Source organism: Ruegeria sp. K7, from assembly GCF_056531785.1.
Window position 1 is genome coordinate 37,778 of the sequence record NZ_JBQFMJ010000013.1, and the last position, 14,045, is coordinate 51,822.

The following is a 14,045-nucleotide window of genomic DNA, read 5'->3' on the forward strand; positions in this document are numbered from 1 at the left end:
GCTCCGAAAGCAAAAAACTTTGGCCTTAAACACCTATGCATTTGGATCGCGAGCCTCGATTACAGTCAATCCATCCAGCTTCCATTGCCCTGACTCAGGTATCACCTCGGCCAGCACCCGAAACGTAACGGCGCGCATATGGGCGTGCCCCCAATGACCGCCTTGGGCTTTCACTGTCCATTTGGCCAGAGTGCTAAATCCACCCGGTTTGAGGGTCGGGTCAACGCGCTCTAAACTCAGGTCTCTTATATCAGTAACCGTAGCAAGACTGCCACCTGGCGTTCGGATTGCGAGGCCACGTTCTACCTCTGTTGCGATGTCGCCAAGAGATGCTGCCGTTACAATGTGGGCCAGCTCTGCCTTTCTTGCTGCCGGCGAAGTTTCCAGCGTCACCGTGGTCAAGTTTTCGACCATCAAGCGCAGTATGTCTTCCGCAACCTGCTGCTCAGGGGGCTCGGGCTTATTCCAGAGTAATTCCGGCAAATATCCCGAAAATACAAACGTTGCCGAAGCAGCGGCAATCATAGTCACGCAACTGGCACGCTTTGCAACTTTGCCCTTGCACAGCAGGAAAAAGCCAAGTGAGGCGGCACTGATCATCCCGGAGATCAAAGTCATTGCCGGGTTCTGCCGTGTCTGATGCTCAACTGGAATCTGAGTAACAGATGCTCTTTCGTATTTGAGCAAGTGGTTCTGCCAATGAAACTGAGGGTCTGCTGGTGTCAAAGCTCCAAAGAATGGCCCGGCGATATCGTTTGAAATGGTCGCAACGCGGGAAATTTCCTCGTCAAACATATCCCATGTGACCGTCACCTGATCGGGAAGGTCCGACGAAGAGAAAGACAGGATGGCTCCGATAAACGCATTGTTCACGGACACTTGCTTTCCGGGCTCGACAACCTGAAAGCCCTGCGATGTGAGCTCCAAGAGTTTTGCTGTAGCGTTTGACGGTTGCACTAATTTGCCATCAATTGACACAGGGTTACGAGAATCCAAGAAGGTCGCCGCCTGATTTACGATCAAGGCGCTACGCTGTGGCGAAAGCGTTTGCCCAACTTCGAAAGTTTCACCAATCCAAGGCGCCAGTTCACGCAAGCGGATCAGCGTTTCATGCCGAACTTCACGAGGTTCGATGTAAAGAAAGGTGGACGTCCCGTCCTGCGCTTTTCGATTCAGGCTTTCAGCAGAAAAGCGGCTATCCCACGGATCAGGCCAGTGAATCTTTAACTCTGCCGGCTTTGACAAAAAACTGAAATCCGTGACCGGAACCTCACGGTCAAAAACCTGCATCCCAATAGTCACCAGCGGTTCTCCATCCCGCGATGGAGGCACTATAGTCAGCTCCTTGGGAACTGAGTTTTGAAACGGAAAGAACAGTTCGACGAAGAGAACACGCGAATCTTTTGGCGGGCTGGGAACTATTTGACCCGAGAATGGATCGCGCTGACCTGCAAGCGGCGAGGCCCTATCTTTGCGCGTTCGGTATTCTATCTTTCTGATTTCAGCGTTTAGGGTCCGTTCGTCGCTCCCAACAATCGAAAGCGCACGGCTTTCGGCTTGCGCATAACCTTGATTGGTTTCTTGTTCAGCCTCCGGCTCACCCCCGACGAAATCTGATGACCATCCTATTGGCAACATATCCGCAAACAACGGAATATCTTCGACATAGATCTCAAGGTCGACGTAGACGGCATCATCTTTGACATGAAAGACAGCAATATTGGGGGCAACTTCTGACCCGTTTGTCAGAACGACATCCGCCAAAACGACCTGTGCACCTGAGGCCATCAGGCTCAGCGTCAGGAATACTCGGTACAGATACTGCCAGATCGGAATTTTGTTCACCGCTGAAGGTTAGTTATCCGGCATTGGCGGTGGCGTGTAACCCTCCCATTTTCCCGCATTGACTTTGTCGGACGGCTCTTTTTCTTTTGAACGCGGGGCATTGATGTACTCATCGCTCACAGCGGGTGGCAACGCATAGTCATCAACACTCGCTTCCCGAACAACGATCTGGTCCTTGGTCACGTTGATAACCTGTAGATCTCGCGCGAGCGTCAGAGGCCCATCGTAAGTCGAACGGACGCCTTCCAAAATCGCCTGATAATTTTCTGGTGAAAGAACAGAGTGATATCCGAGGGCCATACGCGGCTCGACCGCAGACATGACTTTGCCAAAGGCCGCAGGTTCGGTATGAACGCGCGTAGCTACATACGTCGCCTGTTTCATGTCCCAGCCAAAATACGGGGCCAAAGCATCAGGTGGAAGAAACGCCTCGTGAGAAGCGATGTCCGCACCTTTGGCATATTCTACATACCATTTGTTTGGGTAAGTATCTCCGCCAAAGACGTATTTCAGTCCATTCCATTCCAGAGAATAACTTACCGAGCCATCTAAGCTGTGGATAGCAGGCCAAGACCGGATCGTGACGTCGTTCTCCTGAAAAACGATCTCGTTTTCCTGCATGTAATCGAATTCAGTGACTTCAAGCTTGGCGCCGTCATCCGGCAGCGCGCCCGTTCGCGTGGCCAAGTCCCAGGCGTAAGCTTTGGACATGCCATCAACATAGGCTTTAGTGCCCAGTTCATCTTCTGATCCGGACGGGCCGAAGATGCGGAGCGGGGTATATCTGCCTGAAAGCCACCCCCCAACGTGGAGGCCCATGAAATCTCCAACGTGGTCGACATGCAAATGGCTGAAGAAGACCTTGTCGATTTTTGCAAAATCCGGTCGCAACGAAAACAAGTTTCCAGTTGCACCCGTGCCCACGTCAAACAGGAAAACGTCTCCATTCCCCAGTTCAACATAAAACGAAATCGAAACGGCTGCCTTGGTTTGGTTAGGCATACCCGTCCCCAATGCCGTGATACGCATTTCATCCTCGCCGAGGATTTCAGTGTTAGGAAAGTAAGACGCGGGATATACACCGTTTTCGATTTCAGTGGCACTCCGACCCGTCGGCAAGGCGTTTTGGGCCGTGGCAGTGCCAGCCAGTGTCACGCCTAATGCCATCAATGTACCGGCTGCGGTTTTCATTAAGTTATTCATTGATCCCCCCTTCAAAGCGAAGCCTCGTAAGAGAACAAGAAACCGTGAGCCTCTCGTTCACCATAGACATCTCTACGGTAAGTCCATAGACTGCTCTATGTCAAATAAAGAATGCTGTAATCTGAATGTCAGAATCTATCACTCGCAACTCACCAAAAAACGCCGCGACCAAAGAAGACTGGATATTGCTAGCGTACAACGTACTCAATGAGGGCGGCGTTTCCGCAATAAAGGTCGTGCCAATGGCAAAGCGACTGAACCTGACAAGCGGCAGCTTTTACTGGCATTTCAAGAACGTCCGTGAGCTTTTGGATGAGGTTCTCAGATATTGGGAGCAGGAACTGACTGACAAAGTGATCGCACAGGCAAAGACATTTGGCGGTCCCCCGGAAGACCGCATTCTTCTTCTTATGAAAAAGGTCATAGAAGAGAACGCCGCCTTGCCAGATCACGCTGTCTCAGTGTGGGCGAATACCGATGAGAAAGTAAGAGAGGCGTATCAAAGAACCATCGGCAAACGATTCCAGTTCGCCGCCTGGATGTTTGAACAGGCCGGGTTTTCGAAAGAAGAGGCGAAAGCGCGTGGAAGATTGATGGTTACTTCGCTGATGGGTGACTCCTCGACCGGTCTGAAAGCGCGAGGCGATTGGGAAAAGGTTATAGAGCGGGAACATGCAATTCTTGTCGGAAAGAAGAAGATAGAATAAAAGTATTGTCCGGCATTGTGAGTTTGCTCGAAACGGACCGCCAGTTTCAAATTGCACTGTAGGAAGATCACACGCAACAATGCCAGATGCCGACGTTCAGTATGTGACCATCAAGGTCCGCTTCGTCCGCAAAGCAGCCTTTCAACTGACTCAAGTTAAGGTCTGCTTTGTCGTCTTGCCCCGTTTCAGTGGACGGTTTGAAAGGACACGGTTGACCGATCTTCGAAATCAGCTGGACTTACGTTGCCAAGATATCCATGGCGACGCTTTCGATTGTAGAACACTTCAATATACTCGAACAGGTCGGCACGTGCTTCATCTCTGGTGCGGTAACGTACGCGGTTTACACGTTCGCGTTTGAGAGCGCCGAAGAAGCTTTCGAGGACGGCGTTGTCAAGAGCTTTAGTCTCAGATCGAAAAACCTTTTTCGGTCCTTGGCCGTTAGATCCGGGAACAGCTCCCTCTCACTGACTTGGCAGGCGACAAACAGACGTGTTTGCCTTTCAGTGAAATCTAAATCATTGATTTTGAGACAATTGAGTTATCTCGGTCATAGCAAAGTTGCCATTGACGAAACAAAGAACTTCCTTAGCGTAGTCGCTGACCTGACCGGCGGTGACGAACAGGTTGAGCGGTCGGCCTTGGCTGTCGCAGATGGCGTGCAGCTTGGTGTTCATGCCGCCTTTGGTGCGACCAATCAGGCGTCCACGCCCCCCCCTCTTTCACGCCCAAGCTGGTCGCGGTTCTGTGCGCCTTGAGGTAAGTCGCGTCAATCATCACGGTCGTCTTTTCGCCGTGCTCAGCAGCAAGACTCACCATCATCCAGGCGAAGACGCCTTTGTCGCTCCATCGCTTCCAGCGGTTGTATAGCGTCTTGTGCGGGCCGTAGGCGGAGGGGGCGTCGCGCCACCGCAACCCATTGCGATTGATGAAGATAATGCCGATCAACACGTGCCATCTGCGCATCCGTCAGCCAGAAATGATCAGGCACATTCACAGCTCGGTTTTCGAACCGTGAACCACGCCGTTCCGAGGAAATCAATGGGTCCTGACCATAACATGACATTTGTCTTGCTATAAGAATTTTAAGCAAGAAATGCGTCCCAATTGGTACCGACGGCGTTTTGTATTTGATCTATCATTTTGGGTGCTCACAAGATGATGCTCTTGGTTGAAAGACCTCAACGCCCTTCAAATTCCCTTTGAGCTTCCGATAGAAACGATCAGAGTTCTTTTGCTTGATGGATTAACTACTTTTTTGGCAACGTGATGAACTCTTGGTCATCACCAGGCGGCAAGTGGAACCGTTGGTTGCTATCCCACGCCTCGGCCCTCCAAGCCTCCTTTGCTTCTTCGATACGCTTCTTGGAGGAAGCCACGAAGTTCCACCAGATATGACGGGGCCCCTCAAGAGTCTCACCGCCCAGCAACATCACTCGTGCGCCTCTTTCACCAGCTTTCATCGAAATGCGATCACCAGGGCGGAAAACCATCATCTGACTTGCCTCGAAGGTATCCCCGGCGACGGTAACCGAACCCTCGACGACGTACACGCCGCGATCCTCGTGATCATCAGGTAGTGGAATGCTGGCACCCGGTTGCAATATCGCATCGGCGTAAAACATCTCTGAGGCCGTCTCAACGGGCGCTCGTTCTCCGTATGCATTTCCAAGTATCAGGCGTACCTCTTTGCCTTCGCCTTCCATGAACGGCAGAGCATCTGCGGGTGCATGTTGGAACATTGGATCACGGTCTTCATGATCCTTTGGGAGGGCAACCCAAGTCTGAATACCGAAGAACGGCATTGGGTCTACTTGGGTTTCGTCGTCGGTTCTTTCTGAGTGCGTGATGCCATGTCCTGCGACCATCCAGTTGACTGCGCCCGGTTCGATCCAAGAGTCCGTCCCAAGGCTATCCCGGTGGTGCATACGACCACGATAGAGGTAGCTTATTGTAGCTAAGCCGATATGAGGGTGAGGGCGTACGTCCATGCCTTTTGTCGGCAAGAACTCCGCGGGTCCCATTTGATCGAAAAAGATAAAGCTTCCAACCATTTGGCGCTTTGGAGCGGGCAGGGCGCGGCGTACCTCGAAACCTCCCAGATCGCGGGCACGTGGGATGATGATGGTATCTATGGCATCCACGGCGTCACCTGCGGGGCAATGGGGATCTAGCGCAGGGTTCCAAGACATGGCGGTGTTTTCTCCTTTGGCTCTGCCGATAATATGGCGCATGGGAGTTTGAAGTGAACCCCAAGGGGCGCTCAGGGTTCGTGCGGGGTTACACACCTTTTCACTTAAACCAAACGATTTGCATTTAGGGGTAAAAATCTGAGCGGGATATGAATACGTGATCCTTCTCACTATCCCCCGTTACCCTCTTGGATCACTCGGGAAAAACCTGCAAGGTACCCACGGGATACTCGGGAAGGCCGTGCGTCGCCTTGGCAACCGCTGATCTGAGGGCATTTGATTGGCCCTAAATAACCTTCCGAATAAAACTCTTAGTGTATCGTCGACCTGTTCAGGCGACAGTAGAGTCTCGGAGTAAAGCTTGAAGACGCATCGATCTGTACTGCAAAGGTGGTGACCTTTATTTTTCCCGGGAGAGGTCCAAATGACTGTTCGCATCCGCAAACCAGTCTTTTGACTAGAGCTGTCGGATGACTGCGTCGATCCCCTTCTCCCGGACGCTGCGCGGTGCACGAATGTCTGCTCTAGAGGTGGTGCATAGGTAGCCGTATTGCACCCAGTTAGATCAAAAATCCCACTGGAATCCTGCCTCTTGGTCCGTCACGTCCCAAATCTTCTGACAACGGACACATTGAATGTGACTTCAACTGGAAACACAAAAAACGCCATATTGTTAAGATCATCACACTATCCATATCCAGTTAGCCTGAAAATTAGACGCTCCTTCCAAAGGCAGCTTCCAACCAAGCCTGAATGACTTGAAAAATCTGATCTATGCGTAAAACTTAAAGCATGAGTGAGTATTTTGATGAAATGTTCAACGGCGATGGATCACTCAGAGGTCCATACCAAGAGATCGGCCGCTGGTTCAATGCTGAAGACGTATCGCGACTGAGGGCGAAACAGCGCGAAGCCGAAGAAGTCTTTAGGCTAACGGGCATCACTTTTAACGTTTATGGAAAAGCCGAGGCTGAGGAACGCCTAATCCCATTTGATATCGTACCGCGTGTAATTTCAGCACGAGAATGGCAGCGGCTGGAACGCGGTATTGAACAACGGGTTCGGGCAATCAACGCATTTCTCCACGATATCTATCACCGCCAAGAAATCGTGCGTGCCGGACGCGTGCCCGCTGTGATGATTGCCGGGAACGAAGCGTTCCTGCCGCAGATTCTTGGCGTCTCGCCCCCTGGTCAGGTCTATACACACATTGTTGGAGTCGATCTGGTGCGAACCGGACCGGACGAGTTTTTCGTTCTGGAGGACAACGCCCGTACGCCATCCGGGGTTAGCTATATGCTGGAGAACCGGGAAACGATGCTAAAGATGTTCCCCGAGCTCTTCAGCGCGACTAATGTTCGGAATGTTTCGGATTACCCTCGCAATCTGAGACGATCTCTTGCTGCCTGCGCGCCGGCTTGCGCCGACGGGGAACCAAGCGTCGCGGTATTAACCCCGGGCATCTATAATTCAGCCTATTACGAACATGCGTTTCTTGCTGATCAGATGGCTGTGGAATTGGTCGAAGGCCACGACCTACGCGTTGTCGATGGGCGCGTCTGCATGCGCACCACCAGGGGCTATAAGCCCATCGACGTACTTTACCGCCGGGTAGATGACGAATTTCTGGACCCCCTGAATTTCAACCCCGATAGCGCCTTGGGCGTTCCGGGCATCCTGGACGTTTACCGCGCAGGAGGCATCACGATCGCCAACGCGCCAGGGACCGGTATTGCCGACGATAAGGCGATCTATTCCTACATGCCTGAAATCGTTGAATTCTACACGGGTGAGAAGCCCTTGCTGCAAAACGTCCCGACCTGGCGCTGCAGTGATCCCGTCTCTCTCTCCTACGTGCTGGACAACTTGTCCGATCTTGTCGTGAAAGAAGTACACGGGTCTGGCGGCTACGGAATGTTGATCGGACCGACCGCCAGCAAGAAAGAGATTTCGGTGTTCCGCGACAAGCTCAAATCGCGGCCCGGGAACTACATTGCTCAGCCGACTCTTTCGCTTTCGACGGTTCCGATCTTTGCTCGCTCGGGACTTGCGCCCAGACATGTTGACCTAAGGCCGTTCGTCTTGGTATCGCCCGAAGGGATCAAGATCACACCCGGCGGTTTGACCCGTGTGGCGCTTAAGAAGGGATCTCTCGTCGTGAACTCAAGCCAAGGTGGCGGGACCAAAGACACCTGGGTTCTGGAGGACTGACCATGCTGGGAAAAACTGCTGGCGGGTTGTTCTGGATGTCCCGGTATCTTGAGCGAGCGGAAAATACGGCGAGGCTGCTTGAAACAGGTCAGAGAATGGCGTTGACCCGTACGAAGAATTCTGCCGAGGAATGGGGTTCGGTTCTGAAAACGGCCGGGGTTCTGGATGGATACCACGCCAAATACGATGAGATTTCAAAAGACAATGCGGTCGATTGGGTGCTACGCGACGCTGATAACCCATCCTCGATCAAGTCGGTCATCAAGCAAGCCCGAGACAACGCGCGCCTTGTTCGGACCGCGCTGACCCACGATGTTTGGAGTGCGGTGAACTCCACCTGGATGCAGATCGATGAGGCGATGAAGCGGCGCGTGAATGAGAGGGATTTGCCAGCGACGTTGGAACTCATTCGCCAACAGGCGGCTCTGGTCCGTGGTGCCACATTGGGGACTATGCTGCGCAACGACATTTTCGATTTCACCCGCATCGGGACGTTTGTCGAAAGGGCCGACAATACCGGGCGCATTTTGGACGTGAAGTACTACGTTCTTCTGCCCACAGCCTTCTCGGTCGGCTCGTCGCTAGACAACATCCAATGGGAAAGCATCCTGCGTTCCGTCGGCGCTGGTGGTGGGTATCGAATGACCCATGGTGAGAAAACCCGGCCGTCTGATATTGCCCAATTTTTGATCCTGGATCAGCGAATGCCGCGCAGCCTTCACTTTTGCTGCAGAAAAATTCAAGAGAACCTGTCCTACCTACAGAAAGACTACGGCTTTGCCGGGCCTTCGTGCGAGGCATCAAATGCTCTCTACGAGAAATACCTGGATCAGAAAATTTCCGATATCTTTGAATTCGGTCTGCATGAGTACATTCAGGATTTTCTGACCGATCTCGGCAACTTAAGCCGTCAGATCGAGATTGATTATAGGTTCTACGAGTAGCCAATGAAACTGCACATTCGACACGAGACACGATACGATTTCGACGCGCCGGTTCCTTTCGGACTGCAACAGCTGCGAAAAACACCAAAGTCATTTCGAAATCAGAGCATTGTAAGTTGGAGTACCCAGATCACCGGCGGGCGCAAAGAGCTTACATTTGAAGACTATCACCGCAACACGGTGGAATTGATCAGTTTCGAAGCAAACACTCAAAGCATCTCGTTGATCTCCGAAGGCGTTGTTGAAGTGAAAGACACGCACGGTGTTCTGGGGCGTCACGAAGGGTCGACGCCCTTGTGGCTGTTCAAAAGAAGCACTCCGCAGACATCGCCAGGGAAAGGAGTTGCAGAGCTGATAATCGCGTTGCCCAACAGCGATCCGCTGAAGCAGATGCATGCTCTGTCCGAAAAAATTCGAGCTCAGGTCTCGTACGAAATTGGAAGTTCGCACCCGGGCTGGAGCGCAGAAGATGCCCTCAAGGCCGAGCGCGGTGTGTGTCAGGACCACGCGCACATCTTCATTACCTGCGCGCGACAGCTCGGAGTGCCAGCACGCTACGTTTCGGGCTACTTGATGATGAACGAAACAGAGCTGCAGGACGCGACCCATGCCTGGGCCGAAGTGCATTTGGACGGGCTTGGCTGGGTGGGGTTTGACGTTTCAAATGGGATTTCACCCGACGATCGATACGTACGCGTCGCAACCGGGCTGGACTATGCCCAAGCCGCACCGGTAATAGGGAATAGAATTGGGACAGCGGGCGAGCAATTGACAGTGCAGTTGCAAGTCGCACAGCAGTAACGGAGAATTTGATGACCTATGCTGTGGGCATGCGGCTGAATCGCGGGCTGGTGTTCATGTCTGATACGCGCACGAATGCAGGCGTGGACAATGTTTCGATCTTCAACAAGATGTTCAACTGGACAGTCGAAGGGGACCGGTCGATCACTATCCTAACGGCCGGAAACTTGGCCACTACGCAGGCCACGATAAGCCTTCTGGAAGAACGAACAAAAGCGCCGGCAGATCGTTCACCATCGATCTTAGAAGTACCGACAATGTTTCAAGTTGCGCAACTGGTCGCGTCTACGCTGAACGACGTCATCGAAGAGCATGCCCGGTCTGGTCAGCAAGCTGACAGCGCTTTTCACGCGACACTCATTGTTGGAGGCCAGATCAAGGGCGGCCCGTCTCGTCTGTTTTTGATCTACCCTGAAGGAAATTTTATCGAGGCCGGCGACGACACCCCGTTCTTTCAGATCGGTGAGACAAAGTATGGTCGCCCTATTCTTGTGCGAGCCTATGATCCGGTAATGAGTTTTCCGGAAACCGTAAAACTCTTGCTGGTCAGTTTTGACTCCACGATTAAGGCCAATCTGTCTGTCGGGGCTCCGCTTGACCTGCTTCTCTACGATGAAGACAGCCTTGATGGCGGTACGCGGTCAAGATTCGAATCCGACGACCAGTACTTTCGCATTGTTTCCGATGGATGGGGTGACGCGTTGAAATCGGCCTTGGCCAAACTTCCAGAATACAGATCCGGGCGAAAATCAAACGAGTGAGCGACCGCTTTGTCCGCAAAGCAGTCGTTCAGGCCGATTGCAGCGAATAGCTGCTCAGAGCCCACTTTGGCCGATGCCGCGCGTTGCCCGAACTACAGAAATACGTAGTAAGCAGACTTTGTGTCTGGATCTGCCAACTCTTGCATTCTGCGATGGCTTCCAACGCTGCAAAGCGCTGCGACTGAAACTAGAAAATTTTGCATCGGCAACGATGCGATGCGTTTCATCAGTATCTGATCAGAGTATCCAGTATCGCTTGCCGTGTTGCGTCATCATTGTGGAAAATCCTGCCGGTGAGAAACTCAGATGGAAACTCCGGCCACGTTTTACGCATTTCAGTGACTAGTCGTTGAGCTTCTTCGGTATGTCCCAACTGATCGTGAGCAACGGCTTGGAATAGGAGAGAAGGAGCACTTACAGGCGCACCGGCAGCGGGCGCTCCTTTAAAAGCTTCGACAACCTTTTCGTAATTCCCGAGCATCAGTTGCGATACACCCCAAATATTTCGTGCGCCAAAGCGACCCGATCCTGACCTTAGTCTTTCTGGATCGCTAGCCTCGGCCGCAAGATCCGGGGCGTTGGCCATGATGGCGGTGATACCGACAAGATCCAAAATATGACCATCATTCGGCGCAAGCTCGACCGACATTCTTGCGTATTTCATAGCTTCGACTGGTTTGTTTTGGGTGGCCAATACCCAACCATTTGCACCGTTTGCCCATGCATCAGTGGGAGATAGATCAATTGCTCTTCCCGACATTTCGGAAGCTTGGTTGAAGAGATCGTCTCTTTGCGCCTTATTAGGGGACAGCATGGCCAAAGTCGCCAGAACCTGCGCCGATCCGGCATAACCGTCGGAGAGTGCGGGGTCGAGTTCCACGGCATGCTGAAACATTCCCAGCGCTATTTGCTGGCGCTTGATATCAAAAACAGGAAAAAACATCCCTCGGGCTTGATCCGCAAGGTTAGCCGCCTGAAGCCTTGTCAAAGATTGCTCACCAAGAGCAGTTCGCTCAGCCTGTTCGATAGATTGAGCTGTGGGCAAAACCACCTTGTTATCCCGAGTGAGCCAAAAGCCAGTCACCGCAATCAACACTAGGCAACCCAGCCCAATTGGCAGCAGTTGCCTTAGACGTCGATGCCCACCAAGCAGATCGCTGCCCTGAACCCTTGGGTTATCGCCTCCTGTCGTTTTTGCTTGCGAAAACCGTGGCTTGTATCCGCCGGAATCAACAAAAATTCGAACTCCCTCACCGTCCCATTGATCTTCGTAAAACTCATGTAGCAGTCGACGCAGCCGTCTGGCTTCGACGCGGACAAGATTCCGACCACCGGTGCCATCAATGCTCCGACCGTAGACTTCGACAGCGATTGCTTTGCCGCGAATCTGGGCGCCACGACCCGCGAGAGTCTCTTCGACCACGTAAGTAAGAAATTGCTGGAGTCGAGGCGAAGCCTGGAACACGACGCTTGAAACAACGCTTTGAAGTGCTTGTCGGACAAGCTCCGGAGAAGGCGGTGCAACATCTTGATCTATCGGCAATTCATTAGCTTGGTTCAAAGCAAACTCACCCCCCAACTCACGGTGACTCACTTGGCGTATGTCGTCAACCACACTCATCTTGATGTCAGAATAGATAGTGGGAACCGGGAATTATCCAGTGACTTGGGAACTGAGTGATGAGCTTGCAGAGCTTTCCGGTGCGCTTTCCGGGCGTATCGAAACTGACGCGTTACTCAGCGAGGTAATCGAAGACCTGAAGAAAGTTACTGCGCTGTTGGATGACACATCGATCACAGCCACAGAGCGCGCGGAATGGGCCCACATCAGATCCGAACTCGTGAACGAGCTTCGCCGGATGGTGAAGCGCAACCTTCGTAGCATTTCCAACTAAGGGCACAGCCATGACAAAAGAAGACAACGGCAAAGAACTTAAGAACGAACAAATCCAGAAATCTGACGACATCGAAAACCCTTCCCGGCGACACGTTATGCAGGGACTGGCAGCAGGTGCGGTCGCAACCGGTACCGTCAGCTATGGTACAGGAGCTGCACAGGCGCACCCCGGTGATGGGCCACTGGGCGAAAGCCTAAAGAACCCTTACGGCGGTCGGCCTGCCGGGGGCATCACTCTGCCGGAGTACTTCCGTCCTACCAAATACATGACAGGTTCGAATGCGAACTATTTCCCGCTGTCCGAGGACCTCGGGCCCGACGAAATGCGGATATCGTTCTGTGGCTCGACGCCATTTCCGCCCCGCGAAGATCAGGCTGGAACCTGCATTATGGTCGAGTTGGGGAACGGAAAGAGGTTCTTCTTCGACTTCGGCTCGGGCTGCGTCCGCAACATTATTGGGATGCAGGTTCCGGGGCAGTTGATCAACGACATCTTCATCACACACCTGCATGTCGATCACTATGCAGACATCCCTTACATTTACCCGTTCCGGGCTTGGTCTGGTGGATACACGCCGCTGCGCATTCACGGCCCCTCTGGTCGGACACCAGAGCTTGGTACAGCCGGAATGGTCAAGGGCATGCAGCAGATGCTCAAATGGCATCTTGAGGCCTTCGATGTTTTCCCGATTGGGGACGGCTACGAGATCGACGTCAATGAATTCGATTTCCGCCAAGAAGGTGGCATCGTTTATGACGAGGACGGTGTCACGGTGCGCTCGTGGCCGCGCAGTCATGCCAAGGACGGCGCAGTCGGATATCGGCTGGATTGGAACGGATTGAGCTTTGTTTGGACAGGCGATGGCCGCCCTGATGAACTGAGCCTTGAATACGGAAAAGGCGTCGATGTGTTTGTGACCGAAATGTCCGGACAGGATATCGGTCAGTTGATGACCTACAAATACGGTCTGCCGCAAGAGCTGTTTAACTACACAATCGATACGCATCATACATCGCACTATGCGGTCGGTAAGATGATGGCTGAGGCGCGCCCACGGCTTGCAATGGTAACCCACTATACGCAAGACGAGGACATCGATGCCGAAATGCTGGCGGGAATCCGTGCCCACTATGATGGGCTGTTCGCTTGGGGTTTGGATGTCGCCGTCGTCAACGTCACCAAAGATGCAATCTGGTATCGCAAGGCGACACTTCCCGGAAAATCTGGTTCAGTCGCACCATTCCGCGAATTGGGCAAGATGGAAGCAGAAGGCAAGATCACGTTGCCGGATGAAATCAAGCCGCCAGCACCGCGGTCATCACGTGCCGAACAGCAGGACCAGAAATACCGCGATATGGAGATTGATCCGAAAGAATACTATCCAGCTGACGTATTCCGTGCTCCCGATCCCGAGTGGCCCAGCGATTTCGTAGTCAAGGTCGATGACGTCATCCCGAACCGCAAGAAGAAGGCAGAGTAACGA

Annotated in this window: 11 protein-coding genes and 2 pseudogenes; 7 read left to right on the top strand and 6 right to left on the bottom strand. The window is 52.8% G+C overall.

Annotation, left to right across the window (positions count from 1 at the left end; genetic code table 11):
- Positions 1-33 precede the first annotated feature (33 nt).
- Complete coding sequence (locus ACR0FE_RS18220) at positions 34-1,845, bottom strand: hypothetical protein (RefSeq protein ID WP_480914442.1); 1,812 nt, start codon at positions 1,843-1,845, stop codon at positions 34-36.
- Positions 1,846-1,854: 9 nt separating this feature from the next.
- The gene (gene gntH, locus ACR0FE_RS18225; protein WP_480914444.1) at positions 1,855-3,036 is read right to left on the bottom strand and encodes a guanitoxin biosynthesis MBL fold metallo-hydrolase GntH; all 1,182 of its coding nucleotides are present in this window, start codon (positions 3,034-3,036) and stop codon (positions 1,855-1,857) included.
- A gap of 137 nt (positions 3,037-3,173) precedes the next feature.
- Between gntH (ACR0FE_RS18225) and ACR0FE_RS18230 the strand changes: the two genes are divergently transcribed.
- Complete coding sequence (locus ACR0FE_RS18230; RefSeq protein ID WP_480914446.1) at positions 3,174-3,755, top strand: TetR/AcrR family transcriptional regulator; 582 nt, start codon at positions 3,174-3,176, stop codon at positions 3,753-3,755.
- 185 nt (positions 3,756-3,940) lie between these two features.
- Here ACR0FE_RS18230 and ACR0FE_RS18235 read toward each other — a convergent pair.
- The 3 genes and pseudogenes from ACR0FE_RS18235 to ACR0FE_RS18245 all read right to left on the bottom strand — a co-directional run.
- Positions 3,941-4,153, bottom strand: a pseudogene (locus ACR0FE_RS18235) (IS3 family transposase); the annotation flags it as partial.
- 195 nt (positions 4,154-4,348) lie between these two features.
- Positions 4,349-4,706: pseudogene (locus tag ACR0FE_RS18240) on the bottom strand (IS5 family transposase); the annotation flags it as partial.
- A gap of 299 nt (positions 4,707-5,005) precedes the next feature.
- A complete protein-coding gene (locus ACR0FE_RS18245) occupies positions 5,006-5,947 on the bottom strand; it encodes a pirin family protein (RefSeq protein ID WP_480914564.1) in 942 nt (313 codons plus the stop codon).
- A gap of 792 nt (positions 5,948-6,739) precedes the next feature.
- Here ACR0FE_RS18245 and ACR0FE_RS18250 point away from each other — a divergent pair.
- From ACR0FE_RS18250 to ACR0FE_RS18265, 4 genes are read left to right on the top strand one after another with little or no spacing between them, the layout of a single operon-like run.
- Positions 6,740-8,158 (top strand): circularly permuted type 2 ATP-grasp protein, encoded by a 1,419-nt coding sequence (locus tag ACR0FE_RS18250; RefSeq protein ID WP_480914448.1) that lies wholly within the window; start codon positions 6,740-6,742, stop codon positions 8,156-8,158.
- 2 nt (positions 8,159-8,160) lie between these two features.
- Positions 8,161-9,102, top strand: a complete 942-nt coding sequence (locus ACR0FE_RS18255) for an alpha-E domain-containing protein (protein ID WP_480490752.1) — start codon at positions 8,161-8,163, stop codon at positions 9,100-9,102.
- 3 nt (positions 9,103-9,105) lie between these two features.
- Positions 9,106-9,903: a transglutaminase-like domain-containing protein gene (locus ACR0FE_RS18260; RefSeq protein ID WP_170613862.1), complete on the top strand. Its 798-nt coding sequence runs from the start codon at positions 9,106-9,108 to the stop codon at positions 9,901-9,903.
- An 11-nt stretch (positions 9,904-9,914) separates the two neighbouring features.
- The gene (locus ACR0FE_RS18265) at positions 9,915-10,664 is read left to right on the top strand and encodes an Ntn hydrolase family protein (RefSeq protein ID WP_170613863.1); all 750 of its coding nucleotides are present in this window, start codon (positions 9,915-9,917) and stop codon (positions 10,662-10,664) included.
- 226 nt (positions 10,665-10,890) lie between these two features.
- On the opposite strand, the gene ACR0FE_RS18270 is transcribed toward ACR0FE_RS18265, so the two are convergent.
- Positions 10,891-12,285 (bottom strand): tetratricopeptide repeat protein, encoded by a 1,395-nt coding sequence (locus ACR0FE_RS18270; protein WP_480914450.1) that lies wholly within the window; start codon positions 12,283-12,285, stop codon positions 10,891-10,893.
- 40 nt (positions 12,286-12,325) lie between these two features.
- On the opposite strand from ACR0FE_RS18270, the gene ACR0FE_RS18275 reads away from it, so the two are divergent.
- Together ACR0FE_RS18275 and gntH (ACR0FE_RS18280) are read left to right on the top strand one after the other, a co-directional pair.
- The gene (locus ACR0FE_RS18275; RefSeq protein ID WP_480914452.1) at positions 12,326-12,559 is read left to right on the top strand and encodes a hypothetical protein; all 234 of its coding nucleotides are present in this window, start codon (positions 12,326-12,328) and stop codon (positions 12,557-12,559) included.
- A gap of 10 nt (positions 12,560-12,569) precedes the next feature.
- A complete protein-coding gene (gene gntH / locus ACR0FE_RS18280) occupies positions 12,570-14,042 on the top strand; it encodes a guanitoxin biosynthesis MBL fold metallo-hydrolase GntH (protein ID WP_480914454.1) in 1,473 nt (490 codons plus the stop codon).
- Positions 14,043-14,045: the final 3 nt, after the last annotated feature.

Coding starts and splice junctions, on each gene's coding strand:
- ACR0FE_RS18250 (WP_480914448.1), top strand. CDS start 6,740: ATGAGTGAGTATTTTGATGAAATGTTCAACGGCGATGGATCACTCAGA.
- ACR0FE_RS18265 (WP_170613863.1), top strand. CDS start 9,915: ATGACCTATGCTGTGGGCATGCGGCTGAATCGCGGGCTGGTGTTCATG.
- ACR0FE_RS18270 (WP_480914450.1), bottom strand. CDS start 12,285: ATGAGTGTGGTTGACGACATACGCCAAGTGAGTCACCGTGAGTTGGGG.
- ACR0FE_RS18260 (WP_170613862.1), top strand. CDS start 9,106: ATGAAACTGCACATTCGACACGAGACACGATACGATTTCGACGCGCCG.
- ACR0FE_RS18255 (WP_480490752.1), top strand. CDS start 8,161: ATGCTGGGAAAAACTGCTGGCGGGTTGTTCTGGATGTCCCGGTATCTT.
- ACR0FE_RS18230 (WP_480914446.1), top strand. CDS start 3,174: ATGTCAGAATCTATCACTCGCAACTCACCAAAAAACGCCGCGACCAAA.
- gntH (WP_480914444.1), bottom strand. CDS start 3,036: ATGAAAACCGCAGCCGGTACATTGATGGCATTAGGCGTGACACTGGCT.
- ACR0FE_RS18245 (WP_480914564.1), bottom strand. CDS start 5,947: ATGTCTTGGAACCCTGCGCTAGATCCCCATTGCCCCGCAGGTGACGCC.
- gntH (WP_480914454.1), top strand. CDS start 12,570: ATGACAAAAGAAGACAACGGCAAAGAACTTAAGAACGAACAAATCCAG.